General features: G+C 63.3%; 20 protein-coding genes and 1 pseudogene. 18 read left to right on the top strand and 3 right to left on the bottom strand.

The genetic code is table 11. From position 1 onward, the window contains the following. Nucleotides 1–8: 8 nt before the first annotated feature. The gene (locus A5789_RS22140) at nucleotides 9–293 is read right to left on the bottom strand and encodes a DUF3892 domain-containing protein (protein ID WP_063013759.1); all 285 of its coding nucleotides are present in this window, start codon (nucleotides 291–293) and stop codon (nucleotides 9–11) included. Nucleotides 294–441: 148 nt separating this feature from the next. Continuing rightward, on the bottom strand, nucleotides 442–1158 hold the full coding sequence (locus A5789_RS22135; protein ID WP_063013761.1) for a hypothetical protein: 717 nt from the start codon (nucleotides 1156–1158) through the stop codon (nucleotides 442–444). Between the two features lie 478 nt (nucleotides 1159–1636). On the opposite strand from A5789_RS22135, the gene A5789_RS22130 reads away from it, so the two are divergent. From A5789_RS22130 to A5789_RS38610, 18 genes and pseudogenes are all read left to right on the top strand, one after another. Then, complete coding sequence (locus A5789_RS22130) at nucleotides 1637–2197, top strand: hypothetical protein (protein ID WP_155525632.1); 561 nt, start codon at nucleotides 1637–1639, stop codon at nucleotides 2195–2197. Between the two features lie 108 nt (nucleotides 2198–2305). Beyond that, nucleotides 2306–3511: an OmpA family protein gene (locus A5789_RS22125; RefSeq protein ID WP_063013765.1), complete on the top strand. Its 1206-nt coding sequence runs from the start codon at nucleotides 2306–2308 to the stop codon at nucleotides 3509–3511. A 62-nt stretch (nucleotides 3512–3573) separates the two neighbouring features. Continuing rightward, entirely contained in the window at nucleotides 3574–5034 is a 1461-nt protein-coding gene (locus A5789_RS22120; RefSeq protein WP_063013767.1) for a hypothetical protein, read from the top strand. Between the two features lie 14 nt (nucleotides 5035–5048). Continuing rightward, a complete protein-coding gene (locus A5789_RS22115) occupies nucleotides 5049–5288 on the top strand; it encodes a hypothetical protein (protein WP_155525633.1) in 240 nt (79 codons plus the stop codon). Then, on the top strand, nucleotides 5285–5491 hold the full coding sequence (locus tag A5789_RS22110; protein WP_227462793.1) for a hypothetical protein: 207 nt from the start codon (nucleotides 5285–5287) through the stop codon (nucleotides 5489–5491). The genes A5789_RS22115 and A5789_RS22110 overlap by 4 nt, the downstream gene beginning before the upstream one ends. Before the next feature lie 204 nt (nucleotides 5492–5695). Next, nucleotides 5696–5926 carry a hypothetical protein gene (locus A5789_RS36780; RefSeq protein WP_155525634.1) on the top strand — a complete coding sequence of 77 codons (231 nt, stop codon included), beginning with the start codon at nucleotides 5696–5698 and terminating at the stop codon, nucleotides 5924–5926. After that, nucleotides 5916–8099, top strand: coding sequence for a type IV secretory system conjugative DNA transfer family protein (locus A5789_RS22105; RefSeq protein WP_063013771.1), 2184 nt, complete (start codon nucleotides 5916–5918; stop codon nucleotides 8097–8099). The genes A5789_RS36780 and A5789_RS22105 overlap by 11 nt, the downstream gene beginning before the upstream one ends. Continuing rightward, on the top strand, nucleotides 8096–9097 hold the full coding sequence (locus A5789_RS22100; RefSeq protein WP_082856987.1) for a replication-relaxation family protein: 1002 nt from the start codon (nucleotides 8096–8098) through the stop codon (nucleotides 9095–9097). Before A5789_RS22105 ends, A5789_RS22100 begins: the two co-directional genes overlap by 4 nt. Next, on the top strand, nucleotides 9094–9720 hold the full coding sequence (locus A5789_RS22095) for an MT-A70 family methyltransferase (protein WP_063013773.1): 627 nt from the start codon (nucleotides 9094–9096) through the stop codon (nucleotides 9718–9720). Before A5789_RS22100 ends, A5789_RS22095 begins: the two co-directional genes overlap by 4 nt. A 91-nt stretch (nucleotides 9721–9811) precedes the next feature. Further along, the gene (locus A5789_RS22090) at nucleotides 9812–10216 is read left to right on the top strand and encodes a hypothetical protein (protein WP_063013775.1); all 405 of its coding nucleotides are present in this window, start codon (nucleotides 9812–9814) and stop codon (nucleotides 10214–10216) included. A gap of 110 nt (nucleotides 10217–10326) precedes the next feature. Beyond that, complete coding sequence (locus tag A5789_RS22085) at nucleotides 10327–10737, top strand: hypothetical protein (RefSeq protein WP_063013777.1); 411 nt, start codon at nucleotides 10327–10329, stop codon at nucleotides 10735–10737. Then, nucleotides 10730–11410, top strand: coding sequence for an antirestriction protein ArdA (locus A5789_RS22080; RefSeq protein WP_063013779.1), 681 nt, complete (start codon nucleotides 10730–10732; stop codon nucleotides 11408–11410). The genes A5789_RS22085 and A5789_RS22080 overlap by 8 nt, the downstream gene beginning before the upstream one ends. 103 nt (nucleotides 11411–11513) lie before the next feature. Further along, nucleotides 11514–11921: a helix-turn-helix domain-containing protein gene (locus A5789_RS35845; RefSeq protein ID WP_082856988.1), complete on the top strand. Its 408-nt coding sequence runs from the start codon at nucleotides 11514–11516 to the stop codon at nucleotides 11919–11921. A gap of 135 nt (nucleotides 11922–12056) precedes the next feature. Continuing rightward, the gene (locus A5789_RS22070) at nucleotides 12057–12692 is read left to right on the top strand and encodes an ImmA/IrrE family metallo-endopeptidase (RefSeq protein ID WP_169812409.1); all 636 of its coding nucleotides are present in this window, start codon (nucleotides 12057–12059) and stop codon (nucleotides 12690–12692) included. Next, nucleotides 12689–13117: a recombinase family protein gene (locus A5789_RS22065; RefSeq protein ID WP_063013786.1), complete on the top strand. Its 429-nt coding sequence runs from the start codon at nucleotides 12689–12691 to the stop codon at nucleotides 13115–13117. The genes A5789_RS22070 and A5789_RS22065 overlap by 4 nt, the downstream gene beginning before the upstream one ends. Continuing rightward, entirely contained in the window at nucleotides 13114–13482 is a 369-nt protein-coding gene (locus A5789_RS38615) for a helix-turn-helix domain-containing protein (protein WP_082856990.1), read from the top strand. Before A5789_RS22065 ends, A5789_RS38615 begins: the two co-directional genes overlap by 4 nt. Beyond that, the gene (locus tag A5789_RS35835) at nucleotides 13479–15041 is read left to right on the top strand and encodes a tyrosine-type recombinase/integrase (protein WP_082856991.1); all 1563 of its coding nucleotides are present in this window, start codon (nucleotides 13479–13481) and stop codon (nucleotides 15039–15041) included. The genes A5789_RS38615 and A5789_RS35835 overlap by 4 nt, the downstream gene beginning before the upstream one ends. Continuing rightward, nucleotides 15001–16044, top strand: a pseudogene (locus A5789_RS38610) (recombinase family protein); the annotation flags it as partial. The gene A5789_RS35835 and the pseudogene A5789_RS38610, both read left to right, overlap by 41 nt. Here A5789_RS38610 and A5789_RS38000 read toward each other — a convergent pair. Further along, nucleotides 15964–16200, bottom strand: coding sequence for a hypothetical protein (locus tag A5789_RS38000; RefSeq protein ID WP_063013796.1), 237 nt, complete (start codon nucleotides 16198–16200; stop codon nucleotides 15964–15966). The pseudogene A5789_RS38610 and the gene A5789_RS38000 overlap by 81 nt on opposite strands. Nucleotides 16201–16345 lie beyond the last annotated feature (145 nt).

Here is a 16345-nt window from a genome sequence, read left to right as displayed (position 1 = left end):
TATGCTGCCTAGAACCTCGGCAACGACAGCAGGTTGTTCGACCAGACACCATCAGATTTGGTCTGAAGGTACTTCGCGCGACCGCCTCCCGGAGTGACCACATGAACCCAGGCCCGCGGAGCCGGCGGCTGTTCGACGTACGCCTTACCGTCCTCGTTCTCGATCCAGGCAACAATCTCGGCCCGAGAGCTTTTGCGAGTCTCATTGGTTGCGGGGTTGGTCCACTGCACCTGCTGAATATGCTCGTGACCGTAGCCGCCCTCCAGATGGATGGCAGTGATACGAATAGCCATGTTGATCTTCTGACCTTTACTTTCGTCGTTTCGATTTGCTCTGCGAAGTGAAGGCCGTACGCTTGGGGTGTATCGAGGGTTGCGTAGCGGCCTTCACGGCGAGGCGGGCACTACCAATGCCCGCCTCGCTACTTGTATCTGTGGCTTCTCAATTGCTCACCTCCTCCTGCTTCGCCGCAACAGAGGTTTCGACCGTCTGATCGTCGGGATCAGGCGGAAGCTTCTCGTTAGGCTTCAGGCCGAGGATGACCGTGGTGGGATCAGTCGAGTAGTTCGGCGGCAACGCCAACGTAATGCGAGTGACAACGAACCAGTTGGGGTCGCCATCCCCGCCCTCCTCATCGGCCTGCCGTCGAGCGATCGCAAACCCGACCGTCGTCTCGGGTTCGATCGATCGCCGCCGCCGCCCGTCCTTGTCAACGATCTCCACGGCGCGCTCCGGCAGTTGGCCGAGTGTGTCGATGACAAGTCTCGGGACGTTGATTGCCCCCTCCGACGATTCGACGTGCTGGCGTGCAATGTATTCCAGCTCTTTCAAGTCCACCACTCCGGCCGATCGCGCCTGAATAAGGTACTTCCAAAGCGGGAGCAGTTCTTTCAAAGCTTCAATCGAGACGCCCACCTTGCGAGCACGCAAGATCCACTTCATCAAGTCGACCACGATTGCCGGGTACGCCCCCGCGCGGGAGCCGACACGCACGCTATGGGGTACGAGCCCAGCGGTCGTGGCGTAGAAGGTCAGCTGGCGAGAGGTCAACCGAAGACCGGACTGGCGGACCGCGGCGATCAGCTCGGACTTGGTGACCAGCTTGTCACTGCCTTGTAGCTGCAGGTACTCCAAGAACCCGTTCTCTTCGGTCGCCAATCCGTATCACCTTCACTGTCGTTCCGTACACCAGTAGTGTACGGCATGCCACCGATATGGCCACACGACCAGTGTAGGTGACGTGTCCGACATCCCGGCTCACGCAGAGCGGCCGGTGCGCTTACTGCCGCGGAGAGATAGCTCGAACATCACTTCGCCCACAGCTTCGGCGCGAGCCCAGCACCCCGACGCCATCGAATCATTCACCCGCAAAGTATCCGCGAATCGATCCGCAAAGTCGATTTCAAAGCGGCCAGGCGACTTGCGCGCTCCAGCCAGAGTTGCCCATAACGGGCATAAAAGCTCGTTGAGCTGCAACTATATCGGATATTAGCCCGCAAATTTGATCTCGCTTGGCACGCAAGTTTGCGGTTGGTAAATCTTGACCTCGTCCAAACGGGAGCGCTGCAGCTCCCACTCAGCAACATCTCGTTGCACCATTCCGGCCATCCGGCCACCACTCTCAAGGAGCACCCGCATGTCAAGCATGCCAACCGGTTACGTCCAGATCGGCCTATCCGGCGACTTGAAGCCGCTCGTCCCGCCCGGCGACGATCCCGCCGCGGCGTCGGCTATCGCGAACTTCGCGCTGGCGCAACAGACCGTCTTCGACAACAAGTTGCGCCGGTTCCTGAGCGGCCACGTCGACGCTGCCCCCACGGTGGCCGCACACGCCGGCGAACTCACCGGCTGGATGAACACCGGTCTGCTGGAGTGGATTCGGCAGTGGCCACGCGAAGCCGCTGAGGTAGATCCAGACTTCGACGCCGCGCAGCAGGACACCATCGCCACATCGGCGCTGGCCACGACCAAGCCCACCGGCGGCGGCTTGGCCATCCCGGAGGGCGATGATGCCGAGACCGTCTACGAGATCACGGCCTTCGTCTTCCGGAACATCCGCGAGCTGCGCGCGGAGATCACCATCTTCGCCAACGCCCACTACGCCGCTGCTCCGGCAAGTGCCGATCATGCCTGGGATCTGAGCACCGGCTACCTGCGGCTGCTCGCCGTCTGGGCGATCGACTGCTGGCCAAGGTGACGCGCGTGTGCGCTTGGTGCCGGATGGCCATCCGGCACCAGGTCACTTACGCACCATCCGAGTTCATCCCTCGCCAAGCCTTCCAATTCCCAGATAAGGAGTCCCCGTATGGCCCCTCCCACCGTAACCCCCGACAGGCGAATCGGTCGTCGCGTCCGCGCCGGCCTCGCCGCGGGCGTCGCGATCCTTCTGTCGCTGGCCACGCTGCTCGGCATGACCGGTTGCACCTCGCACCCTACGGACAAGGCGCCCGCCGCCATCACCATCGTCGTCACGACCACCAGCGCCGAACCGCGTACGGCCCTGCCGGATTCGCTCATCTCCAAGCTGACCACCATGGCCAAGCAGTCCAAGCGCCCCGGCGACGCCGCCGTGCATGTACTGACCTCGGCCACCGGCACCGTCACCACGAAGGACCTGACGCCACTGCGGCCGAACGGACAGGTGCAGCACGCCACCGCCGACGCCGATCGCCAAATCACCGCCTCCTTGCACGAGCTGGCGAACACGCTCGCCAACAACCGTGCCGATCAGCCCGGTCTCGATCTCCTGGACCTGCTCGACCGCGCCAGCCAGCTGCCCGGCGACATCGCAGTCATATCCTCGGGCATCACCACGGCCGCGCCAGTCGATCTGCGTGTGATCGGCTGGAACATTAAGCCGGACAGCATCATCGACAGCATTGGCCGGCAGGGCCGTATCCCGAACCTTCAGGGCCGTCACGTGACGTTCCATGGCCTCGGTATCGCCGCTGGATCGCAACCGGGGTTGCCGCCGTTCGCCCGTACCGTTGTCGAACAACTGTGGGCCGGGATCTGCCAGCGAGCCGGAGCGGCCAGTTGCGTTGTCGCGCATGGCGCGCCGTCCGCGCTAGCGCCGGTGGCCACCATGCCGGTGCCGGTGGTGCCAGTGCCGGACGCCATCACGGAAGGTGGCTGCCCGGTCTGGGCGAACTTGAACGATTCGATGCTGCACTTCGCCCCGGAGAGCGCCGTCCTGCCGGCGAATGCCGACGATGCCCTCCGCCCGATCGTTGCGTCCGCCGCCTCGTGCGACGTCCAGTCCATTGACATCACCGGGTTCATCGCGGACACCGGCAGCGGCCGGGACGACAGCGACCTGTCCGGCCAACGTGCCCGAGCGGTGGCGGATCGGCTTGTGGCGCTGGGCCTTCCGACCCGGCAGCTCGGCACCGTCACCGGCAAGGGGGCCAGCGAACCGGTGGTGCCGGACATCGTCGGCGGCGTCTTCGACGAGCTGCGGGCCCAGCAGAACCGGCGCGTCGAGCTGACCTTCCACCGCGGCGGCCGGTGATCCCCGGCCACTCTTCTACTTCCTCAGAATCCCTATCCCCCAACCAGATTGGAGATCCCGCCATGACCATCCAACCCACTGCGCCCAGTAATGGGCACGTCGATCGCAACGAGGCCCTGCCCGCCGCGATCACCAGGCCGCCGACGACCGGCACCCATCCGACGTCATCGCCACCGGATGTGCCCAGGCGCGACATTGCCCTGTCGCTGGCGACCGGCAAGCCGATCCCGCGCGAGTGGCTGCCGCAGGTGCTGGCGTTGGTCGATGAACAGCGGCGGATCGGCGTCACCCGCGATCCGGACACCTTCAGCCAGATGGAAGCCCTGGTTATGAGCAAGGGCATGCTGGCGGCCGAGGAGGCTCGCGAGCGCGGTGCCGAGCAGCTCGGCCAGCTGGTGGACCAGGCCGCTGTCATCAAGGGCGAAATGGCCACGGTGCGCGGCGAACTGGATCGGCTGGACGAGCAGCCGGTTACCGGCATGAACGGCGATGTCATTCCGGCACGCGAGGCGCGTGAGCGCATGAAGACCGTCAGCGCGACCATCACCGAGGAACGCGACCGAGGCAGCCTGAAGCATCGGCGCGTGCCGGTGTGGCTGCACCGATTCGCGACCTGGATGCCCTTGGCGGACTGCCTGGTGTTCTTGTACTTCCTGGCGCAGGTGTTCAACGTCGACCTGACCGGCATCGCCAGTGGTAGCGGCGCGGCCTGGGGCGGCAGCATCATCCCCTTGGCCACCGCGATCGTCTTCGCCTGCTTGGGCACGGCAGCCGTGGCTGTGGGGCTGAAGTTCTTCGGCCGAGACCTGAAGGGCTACAGAAATTTTCGCGGTGGCATCGCCTTGCCCGCGGGCCCGGCGCGCCTCCTGCCGCTGGTGTTCGTCATCTTGGCGACGACGCTCGCTGTCGGAGCCGGGATCGTCATGGCCTACCGGATCATCAGCGACAGCGTGGCGGCGGGCGGCGGCATCACCGGCGCGGCCATCTTGGGCGTGTTTTTCGCGCTCATCGTGATCGTGGTGAACGTGGTGGTGTTCGCGACGAAGTTCCGCGACGGCTCGCTCCAGACCGATGAGGTCACCCACTTGGCCGCTGCACTGGCACCGATCGAACAGCAGCGGGTGGCGCTGCGTCGCCAGTGTGATGGCCTCGCGGCCCAGTTGCCGCCGCTCAAGCTGAGGGCGGGGCGTGTCTTCGCGGCCACGCTGACTGGCATGGGCGCACCGCTCAAGGGGGCGGATCAGGTGCGGCTACTGGCCCGGTCGTACCACCAGGGATGCGGGCCAGAGGCAACGCTTTCCGACCAGGGTGGCAGTCCGAACGGCAACCTGCTGCGGCCGTCTGTCGGCGTCGACCGGTCCATTCTGATCGAGCTGATGGACCGCCTGGACGAACTGGTGGCCGAGGCCACTACGCCCGCGAGGGACAATCCGCGCCGGACAATCTCCACGAGCACAGCCCTGGTGCCGATCACGCCCACCGAGGCGGACGACGACACCGACGACCTCGGCGGGGAGTGGTGAGGATGGAGCGTCCGATGAACCACCGCGTCGTCCTGAATGAACTGCAACCCAAAGTGCCCCGTGGTGATGATCTCGAAACCTGCAGTGAGCTGGTCAATTTCGTGGTGAGGCGCAGTTTGCGCCTCACCGGCGAGATCGAGCGCTATGCCGGCGAACGGGAAGATCTCGCACCAACGAGCAGCCTGCTGGCACTGGCGTTCGCGGGCCTGGTCGCGAACGAGGCGATCGAGTGGGTACGGCGGTGGCCACGGTGAGCGGCGATTCGCCCCAGGGCATGGCCGAGGCATTCAAGCGGGCGTGCATCGCCATCCTGCTCGGGGTGATCGCAATCTACTTCGCGGTGAGCCTGATTCAGTCGATGTGGCCGACGCTGGCGGTGATCCTCGGCGTGATCGGCCTGATCGCGCTCGTGGTTGGCGGCATCATCATCTGGCGAAAAATGCGTGCCGGGTGGTGAACGAAATCGCTTGAAGTCTCGTCAATCCTGACCTCTAGCAAGCATATTCGCGTCGGCGTAGTTGTTTTTGCAACGCTCGTTGCCTTTTGCGCACGCGCACAACATAGTGGCAACTGTAATTCTTGCGCACACGCAAAGAATTGGTCGCATCGACGATTCACGTAATCACCGAAATACCAACGTAATTCAGCGAGGAGGACACCTATGTCAAAAACAGGGAGAACCAATCCGAGACGCGCTGACCGCGAAGCCAAGCGCCGTAAGGCATCGACGAGGGGCGAACGCAAGATCACCGTGCGTAGCGAGAAGCGTACCCCGCCTGACCTCTACAAACTGAGCCGCGCCGTCATCGCCATCGCGCTGGCCGAGGCTGACGCCGATACCGATTCGGAGAAGACCCGCAGCAATCGAAAGGAGGATCGCCATGACGATTGACTCAGCATCAGAACTGGCCGCAGACTCGCTCGCCTGGCAGATCCTGTTTTGGCCCAGCCCTTTCCGTGAAGGAGCAGCCACGTCGCTACTCCGCCATTGGGCCGCGCAGAAGCACGCGCCGCAACTGATCCTCGAAGCCCGTTCAACGAGCGACGGTGTGAAATACCTTGTTGGCAGCCAACTTCGGCATGCGTCTGGTGTTCGGCGTTCGGTCGAGCAGCTGGTGCCTGGGTCGGTGGTGACGCCGTTCGACGCGGAGGAGCGCGGGGGGATTGTCACGGCTCGCCGGCTGAAACTGACGGCGACGGACTGGCCCCTGGAGCCAGTCGACCGGGTGGCCTCCAGCCGCTCCATCCTCTCGGCTCTGACGGCGGTGAAAGACTCTGAGCGCCTGGTCATTCAGGTCGTCCTCGGCCCCCGCCGTCAGCCGATGTTGCCGCCGGTCGAACCGGCGCAGGGCGGTCAGCAGTCCGTAGCCTCCAAGGTCTGGAGCGGGCTGCTTCCCGACCGGCGACCGAACGCTCGCCAGGCTCTCATTCGCAAACTCGGCCAGCACGGCTTCGCGGCGGTGATTCGGATCGGCGTCGAGGCCGGCACCGCGGAACGACGGAAATCCTTGCTGCTCGGCTTGGCCGCGGCCATCGGGACAGTGGAAACGGCCGGGGTGCACTTCAAGCTGGCGGACGAGAAGCCGAAGAACATCAACGATCCAAAGGCGACGTGGTCGATGCTCGCACCTTCTCAACCGCTGAGTGTGCCGGAACTGAGCCATCTGCTGGCCTGGCCGGTCAGCGACCGCGACGAGTGCTTCCCGGGGCAGCCGCCGCTGCACCCGAAGCCGGTGCGACCCACCCCGGCGCTCCTCACTGGTGAGCGCGTGATCGCCGAGGCCAACGCGCCCGGTGTCTCCGGCACGCTCGGCTACGACGTGCTCGACAGCATGCGCCACACCTGGGTGATCGGCCCCAACGGCACTGGCAAGTCGACGCTGCTCTTGAACCTGATCGTTCAGGACCTGCAGGCTGGCCGACCGGTGGTGGTGATCGAGCCCAAGGACCTGGTGTCTGACATCCTGGCCCGCATTCCCGAACACCGGAAACAGGACATCGTCCTCCTTGATGCGCTCGATGAAGCACCGGTCGGCATAAATCCCCTGGCGCACAGCGAGGGCCGCACACCCGAAGTCATCGCCGATTCGCTGTTCGGGACTATCCATGCCATCCACGGCGATCTCGGGCCGCGGTCGGCCGACATTCTGCGAAATGCGTTGGAGGTGCTGGCCAAGCGCGACGACGCCAGCCTGACCATGCTGCCGCTGCTACTCACCAATCCTGGCTTCCGGCGTTCACTGACGCAGCGAGTCATCCGGGACGATCCGTTTGCGGCCGGACCGTTCTGGGCGTGGTTCGATTCGATGTCGCCGGAGGCGGTGGACACGAAGATCGCGCCGCTCTCCAACAAATTGCGTCCACTGCTAACGAAACAACTGAGAGCCGTTCTGGCGCAGCGCAGCCCGAAGTTCAACATCCGACAAGTGCTCCGCGAGAACAAGGTGTTGCTGGTGCCGCTTCAGAAGGGCGTGATCGGACCCGAGGCGGCGCAGCTGCTCGGCGCAATCATCCTGGCCGAACTGTGGCAGGCGATCCGGGAACGGGCCGGGACCTCCGAAGACACCCGCACCCCGGTCATGGTCTACATCGACGAGGTACAGGACTACCTGCGCTTGCCAACCGATCTCGGTGACGCGCTGGCCACCGCCCGCAGCCTGCGCGCTGGCTTCCATCTGGCCCACCAGTACCAAAAGCAGCTGCCACCGGCGATGCTCGACGCCTTTCGTAACAACGCGCGGAGCCGCATCACCTTCCAACTCCAGGCCGGCGACGCCAAGGACATGGCCACCGGACAGTCCGTGCTCGCGCCCGAGGACTTCGGCGCGCTGCCTGCGCATCACGTCTACGTGAATTTGATGAGAGAGAACACCGTTCAGCCGTGGGCTTCCGGCGTCACGCTGCCACCGCCGCCGGAGACTAGCGACCCGAACGAGATCCGGCGCGTCAGCCGGGAGCGCTACGGCCAGCCGCTGGACGAGATCGAGGCCGGGTTCGCCGAGTTGCTCGACCAGGTGAACGGCGAGGCAGATGGTGCGCCTCGGCGGCGAAGGAGACAAGCATGACGACGGAACGATCACGCGGCAGGAGCGGAAGCGACGGAGAAACTACATCTGTTGATGGTATTCGTCCCGCTATTCGTCCCGCCTCCACCACAAAACCCCCTCTGGCCCCGCCAGTTCGGTCCCTGCGGAAGCCGAATGATGGTGCCCTACCGGGCACCACACCCGCCAGAAAACGGCCCGTCCGCGACCTTGGCAAGGTGGCCAAGCAGCTGAGTCACCGGGACTGGTCCATCCTGCGGTCCGTGGCCGAACATCGCTACCTGACCGTCTCTCACATCCACGCACTGCACTTCGGCGACATGCCACCAGATTCCGGGCTACGAACCGCCCAGCGGGTGCTGGCCCGGCTACGGCGAGACCGCGTCCTCGGTGCCCTGAAACAGCGCATCGGCGGACATCAGGCGGGCAGCACTGCCACGGTCCACTACGTCGACGAGGTGGGCGATCGGTTGCTGCGGCAAGCCACGGCCCGGCAGTCTCGGCGGCCGTTCCGTGAACCAACGGAACGGTTTCTCGACCACCAACTCGGTATCGCGTCCGCCCACGTGGCCCTAGTCGAGGCCGCCCGCGAGGAACGTATCGAGCTGGTACGGTGCGCGATCGAGCCCGCCGCCTGGCGCACCTACCTGGGCGTCGGTGGCGCGCGACTGACCCTCAAGCCGGACCTCTACGCCGAAACCGCCTCCCCGCCCGGCAGCGAGTACGTCGACGCGGCCTTTATCGAGATCGATATGGGCACCGAGAGCATCCCGACGTTGCTCAAGAAGTGCCATGAGTACGACGCCTACCGACGGCAAGGCATCGAACAGGACCGCAGCGACGGCGCGTTTCCGTTCGTGGTCTGGAGCATGAGCGCCGATACCGACGCCAAGGCCGAACGCCGGCGCATCGCCCTCCGCGAGGCGATCGATAAGGACCGCAGGCTTCCCGCTGATCTGTTCCGCATCATCGCGCCCGACCAACTCATTCCCATTATGCAGAAAGGAGTCGATATATGAACGAAGACAACCTGATTCACCATCACAGTCCGCCCCAGAAGCGCTACCGCACGATCATGGCCGACCCACCGTGGAATATTGACCAGGCAGGCGGACGCGGCGCCAGCCAGCACTACCCGCTCATGACCGTCGAGCAGATCAAGAACATGCCGGTTGTCGATCTGGCCGAAGACGATGCGCACCTGTGGCTGTGGGTCACCAATGGATCATGGCGGGCAGGCTACGACGTCATGGAAGCCTGGGGCTTCACCTATCGCTCCCCACTGACCTGGGTCAAGCCGCGCCTGCAACTCGGCAATTATCTGCGGCATATGACCGAACATGTCCTGTTTGGCACACGAGGGAAGGCCAAGGTCAACTTCCGGGCGCAACCGACGTGGTTCATGGCACCGGTGCAGGACCACAGTCACAAGCCCGAAGAGCAGTACGCCATCATCGAAAGAGTCAGTAGCGGACCCTATTTGGAGCTGTTCGCGCGCCGGGCGCAACCGGGGTGGGACGCGTGGGGCAACGAAATCCACTCGAACATCACGATTCCCGGCTATCCAGTGCCCTCCGACAGAAAACGAGCACGCGGACCCCTCGAACATCCACGCGCCCGTCCCGGCCCCCGAGCGGGCTGAGCTTAGCAAGGTACCGACTCGTCGGTGTCCTGCGGCCGTACTCGTAAGCGCACCACGTGCTTACCGGCCGCTCGCACCGAGGAGAAGGACCATGTCCGAACCGTCGAGCAAGGAAATCACCCTTGCGATCCGTATCGACACCGCCCGCCACGCCCAGCTCAGCTGGATCGCCGAACTCCGCGGCACCAGCCTGAAGGCCGAATGCTTCAACGCTGTCGATGCCTACATCGAAGCCGCGAAGAACGACCCCGAGCTGATGGCCAAAGCCGACGCCGCGCGCGCCGCCATCGAAGAAGAGGCCCGCGCGAGGCAAACGGCTATCGCCAACCTGTTCACCGCCAGCCCGCCACCGCCCGCCAACGTCGAGGACGCCCCAGCGCCCGACGGCGCGGCAGAGGCGGAGGAAACCATGGATAACGCTGCATCACAGAGGAATCGGCGACCGCGAAGCCGTCGCGGAACACAGCAGGGCGACGGCGAGCAGGCGGACAGCTGAGCCACGCTCAGCGCCCGGTGTAAGAGGCCGGCGGACAGCAGATCGAGGAATGCACAGACCTCACTGCTGTCCACCGGCCAACACTCAAACATAACCGAAAGGAGAAGAACATGAGCGAGAAAGTTCAGAATCCACAACACAGTTCAGGCGAGACGACGCTGCCTGCCGAACAAAACCACGACCGCGAGCAGCTCGTGTGGGACGTAGGCGAAACATTGCTCCGGGTGATCTACGATGCCGCCCGGCACCCCAGCCTGGATGCCCGTGCCGCTGCGGCCGCCGTTGCGTTGCAGCAAGTGCAGCGGACACACGAGTTCGACGTGGCCGAGGAAGACGGACTGCACGAGTTGGCAGCCAAGGCCGGCTATATATTCGCCCGGCTTGTCGAGCTGATCGACGCCTACGACGAGCTGACCACCAGCGATCTCCAAGGTGCCGTTGAAGCACTGACCCTGCGGCTCGTGCAACGCCAGTTGCCGACCGGAACCATCGAGCAGCTGGAAGGAGGTGATCATGAATGAGCGACACGCAAACAGCCACGCGCACAGCAACTTCCAACCAGAGGCCGCCCGTAAACCCTCCGATGACGAGCCAACCTACCGTGAGGCCGAAATCGGCCACGAGAAGGATCCGCCGCGGTATCCGCGCATCTACGTCACCAGAGGGTTGCCGCTTCGGGCCGAACTGACCGACGGTGCGTGGATAGATATGGCCCGAGACCCCCGAAGCATCCACGCCGAGCTCTACAGCATGTTCGGTGAGCAGGAGGTTTATGACCGCGAAGGACTCTACATCTGGGACTACCAGGGCTACGCCAGCTTCCGGCCGACCACCGGCCCCCTGGGGCTTGAAGGTGTACATACCATCGAACTTCTGAGCGCGGTCGCGCAAGGGATCATCGACTACGGCCCGGCGTTCTCCGCCTGGGCCAGCGCCCACGAAGACGACCCCAGCCAATTCAGCCGCTTCGAGCGTGCCTACCAGGGGCACTACGAAAGTGTCGACGGCTACGTGCGCCACCTGCTCGCACCGCTCGGACTGGATGACGTCCTGAAAGACGCCTTCCCGGACCAGCTCAAACACCTGGCCTACATCGACTACGAGGCGATCGGCGAGCAACTGCTGGCACAGGACGACATCGTGGCCTTTCCGGCAGAAGGTGGCGGCGTGTGGATATTCGACGAAAAAACATAAAAGCAATGACCGATGGCAGAGGTTGCCGAAATAGCAATTACTTTTGCGCATACGCACAAAAGGAGTTATTATTAATTCGTGAAATAAACGGGAGAATTGATACATGGCCGCATCGCGGACCCACGAAGCCAAACGGATAGCCGTGATTATTCAGAAACGACGCAAAGACCTAGGTCTGACGCGCAGCGACCTCGCTCGCCGCACCGGCTTGGCGTATTCCTCAATACTACGTCTTGAGGAAGGCAGCTTTGCTCATCCGAGCCCACGCTCACTAAAGGCCATTGCCGACGGACTGGAAATGCCGGTGGACATCCTGCTCAACGAAGCCGGATGGATGCCCAAGACGGAGCGGCCGACCGATCGACCGCACATCGCGGTCACGTACCACCGTGTCCCTGACGACGTCGCTCAGCACATCCAGGCGCGCATCAACATGCTCGTCAAACGAAGCGCTCCGGATATCGACATTTACCACGAAGCCATTAACCGCAACTCTAATCCGCCCGCCTGACAACGATTCGGCGACAAGTAAATGACTGACAATGAAAGGAGGCCGCTGCAAAAGGGAGGCAACTGCAAAACAATTCCGTTCACCACGCAAACGAAAGGAAATAGAGACAGTTACAACAATTGGAAGGAGACCACCATGCCAACCACGACACCGTCAGTTCAACTCATCAAGCTGAAGCGCCCGCACGCCGGCCCGCCGCCGCGAGGGATCATCGCCAAACTGCGAGGCCTCATCCCTCGCCAACCGGTGCGCTGGGACCACAGCCTGCGCTTAGCCAAACAACAAGCGATCGCCCTCATGCGAGAAGGGCGATCCACCGGATTCACCCCCATAGAGCTCATCACCGAGCTGCCCCGTATCCGCATCGAGTACTCGCCCGACCAGCAAATCGCCCACGCCAGTTTCTGGGACGTTCACACGCGACAGTGGGTCATCTCGCTCCGTCGAGCCGATAGCTGGAAACGACACAGGATCTATCTCGCCCACGAGTTCAAGCGAGTGCTTGACCACGGCCGCACAGCGGCCCTGTATCCAAGCCCCTCGGTCAGATCCTCGGCCTGTGAGGCGGAGCGCGCAGCCGACTACTTCGCCCGTCACCTGCTTGTGCCGGATCAGCTTCTCCGACGCGCCCTCCGGGCGGGCCTCACCGAAATCACCTCTCTCGCAGCCTATTTTGACGTTCCCGATGATGTCATCCGTGAGCGTCTTTACGACGAGCGAGTCCGTGTGGGCTCCGCCGTTCAGGGTAGCCCCAGTTGGAGGGCGGCATGAGTCCTCAGGATGCTGTCGTCAACGACGCAAGCTTCACGCCGGCCGTCATGTTCTTGTCCGTAGCTGCCGTGTCCGAAGCAGACAGGGCGGCGGGCGGTGAGCCGATCCGCATTCAGCTGCAGCGCGAAGCAGGGTTCCGCACCGCGGCCAAGCATCAGCTTGGCATCGTGAAGGAATTCGTCGAGATCGGCGCTCCCGCAACGAGCTTGCGGCGGCGCCCCGTACTTCGACGACTGCTTGCCCACCTGGAACAGCACCCTGACATCCGCTACGCAATCTTCCCCTCAGCTCGCCGGTTTGCGCTCAACAGCGCCCACGCGCAGCTGCTCACCGAACACTTCCGACGCCTCGACGTCCGGGTGCTTCTGCCGAACCAGGATTCCCAGCATCCGGTCGCACATTCGTTTGCGGAGACACCGGCATGACCCGTGCTACCGCAACCACGCCGCGCACGGAGCGCTCTGCCGTGTTGTCCGATGACACGCGCGCCCTGCTGCGAACAGTTGGAGCGGTGGCGCTCAGATTGGCCGACCGCGGGACCGACGATCCTGCGTGGCTTCGCACCCAACTCGGCAACTTGCCAAAGGCCCCCGCGACCACGAGCACGCAGTCGACACTCCTGACGGTTCCCGAAGCCTGTGAGCGACTTCGGCTAAGCAGATGGAGCGTTTACCAGCTGATCCACCGTCGCGAGCTCGCGACGGTGAAGATCGGGCGCCGACGATTCGTACCCATCATGGAAATTGAGCGTTTCGTCGGCAACTTATCCGATGCCGGAGGCCGACCATGACGGGGCGTAGGACCAACGGCGAGGGCACTCTGTACCGGCGGAAGGATGGGCGGTGGGAAGGCGCCGCGTACCTCGGCACGGTCAACGGGAAGACGCGCCGACTGCGCGTCTACGGCCGTACCCGCGCCGAGGCCCACACCAAACTCACCCAGGCCATCGATGAAGCCCGCCGGGGACTCCTACCTGCCGACCGCGCATGGAAAGTCGGCGAATACCTGGACTTCTGGCTCGAACACGAAAAACGCCGTTCCCTCACCGTGAAGCGGCACGAGTCGGCTGTACGTCTGCACATCAAACCTGGCCTCGGCCACTACTACCTCAACAGACTGACCGTGCGCACGGTGCAGACCTTCCTCGACAACCTCCACGCCGACGGCCGATCGGTCCCCACCCTCCACCAGACCCGCAAAGTGCTCAGCGCCGCCCTCACCTACGCAATGCGCCAGGAAGTGATCACCCGAAACGTCGCCCGCCTGGTCGAACTGCCGCGCCACCGCGCCAAGGAAGCAGCGCACTGGACTCCCGATGAGACGGTTCAGTTTCTCGATGCTGCCCGCGAGAACCCGCTCTATCCAGCCTTCGTCCTGCTCACGCTCTACGGACTGCGTGCCGGTGAAGTCGTCGGCATTCGGTGGTGTGACGTCGATTTCGATCATGGCGTACTTCGCATCCGCCAACAGGTGCAACGTATCGACGGTGAACTTCGGCAGGTCGAGCTCAAGACAGAGTCGAGCCGACGAGACGAACCCCTACTCGCGACAGCCCGCGACCTGCTCCTGCAGCACCGAGCCGGCCAGGCAGTCGCCAGGGGCACTGCCGGTGAAAGTTGGCAAGGCGCTGGCGATGAGAACGAGCTGGTCTTCACGACTAGCACCGGACGACCGCTGGAGTCACACAATCTGGCGAGATCGTTCATGCGGATCTGCAAACGGCTTGATTTACCACGAATCACACTGCATGGCCTCCGCCACAGCAACGCCACCACCCAGAAGCACCTCGATGTCCACTCCCGCGACATCCAAGCAATCCTCGGCCACGGCGACGTCCGCACCACCGGCATCTATGAACACGTGGATCTCGCCAGCAAGCGCAACGCCCTCAGCAAAGTCGAGGACCGTTTGTTCACGGCAGCCGTCAAAAGGCAGCGTAGCCGTCAGAATCGCCGTCAAACGGCGTATGCGGGCACTTCGACCAACCGTCATCCACAGAAAAGGAAAGCACCTACCCCTGATGGGTTAGGTGCTTTCCTTGGTGGCTCCTCCCAGGCTCGAACTGGGGACACAAGGCTCTTCAGAGCAAACGGGGCCACCTTGCAAGAGCGTCTGACCTCTATACACAACGTCGTACGAACACGCGAAAGGACGTGGAAGTTCGGCTGTGTTGCCGTCAAAATTGCCGTCAACGCGATTAGCCCGACCGGATCCTCCGAATGGCCTCTGTGGCAATGGATTCCGACTCACACAGACTTGACACAAACGAACCCACCGTTCCTCTCCCCCACATGCAAGGAGGCACCCAATGGCCCGACGAACCCAACCGAGCAGGAGTCAGAGAAGTGACAAAGCTGTTCTCCTACTGCGTGTTTCGACCAAGAAGCAGCTCGACACTGCCATCGACATCGACCCCGACGGTCTGTCCATCTCCACCCAACGCACCCAAGGGCACGCCAAGGCCGACGCGATGGGGGTGGACGTGGTCGAGGAGTTCATCGAACCCGGCTACTCTGCCAAGACGATCGACAAGCGGCCCGTCTTCCGGGAACTGCTCAAGTACCTCGCCGACCATCCCGAAGTCCGGTACGTCATCGTCTACATGCGCTCGCGCGCCTTTCGCAACCGCTTCGACGCCGCCATCATCGAGACGCAGCTCAACAAGATGGGCGTGCGCATCATCAGCGCCAAAGAGGACTTCGGCGAAGGTCCCCACGCGGTGGCGATGGAGGGCATGCTCGACGTGATGAATCACCTGATGAATACGTTGCAGGGCTTAGACATTCAGGAGAAGATGCGCACCAAGGCCCGCAACGGCGGCACGATTGGCTTCGCCAAAGTTGGCTACCTGAACGTCCGGGTCGAATACGAAGGCAAACAAATCAACACCATCGCCCTCGATCCAGAGCGTGCTCCCTTGGTACACAAGGCATTTGAACTCTATGCGACCGGCGACTACGGCCTCGAACAGCTCGAAGCAACGATGACCGACCTCGGACTGACCGCACGTGCACGTGGCACCATCCCGGAGCGCCCGGTCTCGTTCAAACTGTTGCATCGGATGCTCCAAGACCCCTACTACGCGGGATGGATCGAAGTCGACAGCGAACTCCGCCCCGGTCGGCATGAACCGATTGTCACGCAAGAACTGTTCGATCGCGTTCAAGACGTCGTGGACATGCGCAGCCGGCGCGGGCAACGCGACCGCATCCATCAGCACTACCTCAAAGGCGATCTATTTTGTGATCGATGCCACAATCGCGGGCGAACGTCACGCTTCATCTACACCGAAGCCCGAGGACGGAACGGCCACCTCTATGGCTACTTCCTTTGCCGAGGGCGGCAAGACAACCACTGCGACATGCCCCACATTCCGGCCGAGCAAGTCGAACGCGCCATCGTCGACCACTACGCCACGCTCAGCCTTCCCAGCAGCTTCCACACGACCATCCGCGGACTGCTGGATGAAGCGCTGGCCGACGAACAGTCCAGCGTCCGTACCATGCATGCCACGCTCACCACGCGACTCAAGGAGCTCGACGCCAAGGAAGAGCGCCTACTCGACCTCGCCGCCGACGGCACGCTGCCACAAGCCAAGATCAAATCCCGGCTCCGCGCGATCGAGACCGACCGCTCTAGCGTCCAAGCCAGCC

This window comes from Nocardia sp. 852002-51101_SCH5132738, from assembly GCF_001665695.1.
Taxonomy (GTDB): Bacteria; Actinomycetota; Actinomycetes; order Mycobacteriales; family Mycobacteriaceae; genus Nocardia; species Nocardia nova.
The sequence above is the reverse complement of the archived record's forward strand: the minus strand, read 5'-3'. Positions and strand labels throughout refer to the sequence as shown.

Coding starts and splice junctions, on each gene's coding strand:
- A5789_RS22140 (WP_063013759.1), bottom strand. CDS start 293: ATGGCTATTCGTATCACTGCCATCCATCTGGAGGGCGGCTACGGTCAC.
- A5789_RS22130 (WP_155525632.1), top strand. CDS start 1,637: ATGTCAAGCATGCCAACCGGTTACGTCCAGATCGGCCTATCCGGCGAC.
- A5789_RS22125 (WP_063013765.1), top strand. CDS start 2,306: ATGGCCCCTCCCACCGTAACCCCCGACAGGCGAATCGGTCGTCGCGTC.
- A5789_RS22120 (WP_063013767.1), top strand. CDS start 3,574: ATGACCATCCAACCCACTGCGCCCAGTAATGGGCACGTCGATCGCAAC.
- A5789_RS22115 (WP_155525633.1), top strand. CDS start 5,049: ATGAACCACCGCGTCGTCCTGAATGAACTGCAACCCAAAGTGCCCCGT.
- A5789_RS36780 (WP_155525634.1), top strand. CDS start 5,696: ATGTCAAAAACAGGGAGAACCAATCCGAGACGCGCTGACCGCGAAGCC.
- A5789_RS22105 (WP_063013771.1), top strand. CDS start 5,916: ATGACGATTGACTCAGCATCAGAACTGGCCGCAGACTCGCTCGCCTGG.
- A5789_RS22100 (WP_082856987.1), top strand. CDS start 8,096: ATGACGACGGAACGATCACGCGGCAGGAGCGGAAGCGACGGAGAAACT.
- A5789_RS22095 (WP_063013773.1), top strand. CDS start 9,094: ATGAACGAAGACAACCTGATTCACCATCACAGTCCGCCCCAGAAGCGC.
- A5789_RS22090 (WP_063013775.1), top strand. CDS start 9,812: ATGTCCGAACCGTCGAGCAAGGAAATCACCCTTGCGATCCGTATCGAC.
- A5789_RS22085 (WP_063013777.1), top strand. CDS start 10,327: ATGAGCGAGAAAGTTCAGAATCCACAACACAGTTCAGGCGAGACGACG.
- A5789_RS22080 (WP_063013779.1), top strand. CDS start 10,730: ATGAATGAGCGACACGCAAACAGCCACGCGCACAGCAACTTCCAACCA.
- A5789_RS35845 (WP_082856988.1), top strand. CDS start 11,514: ATGGCCGCATCGCGGACCCACGAAGCCAAACGGATAGCCGTGATTATT.
- A5789_RS22070 (WP_169812409.1), top strand. CDS start 12,057: ATGCCAACCACGACACCGTCAGTTCAACTCATCAAGCTGAAGCGCCCG.
- A5789_RS22065 (WP_063013786.1), top strand. CDS start 12,689: ATGAGTCCTCAGGATGCTGTCGTCAACGACGCAAGCTTCACGCCGGCC.
- A5789_RS38615 (WP_082856990.1), top strand. CDS start 13,114: ATGACCCGTGCTACCGCAACCACGCCGCGCACGGAGCGCTCTGCCGTG.
- A5789_RS35835 (WP_082856991.1), top strand. CDS start 13,479: ATGACGGGGCGTAGGACCAACGGCGAGGGCACTCTGTACCGGCGGAAG.
- A5789_RS38000 (WP_063013796.1), bottom strand. CDS start 16,200: ATGCATGGTACGGACGCTGGACTGTTCGTCGGCCAGCGCTTCATCCAG.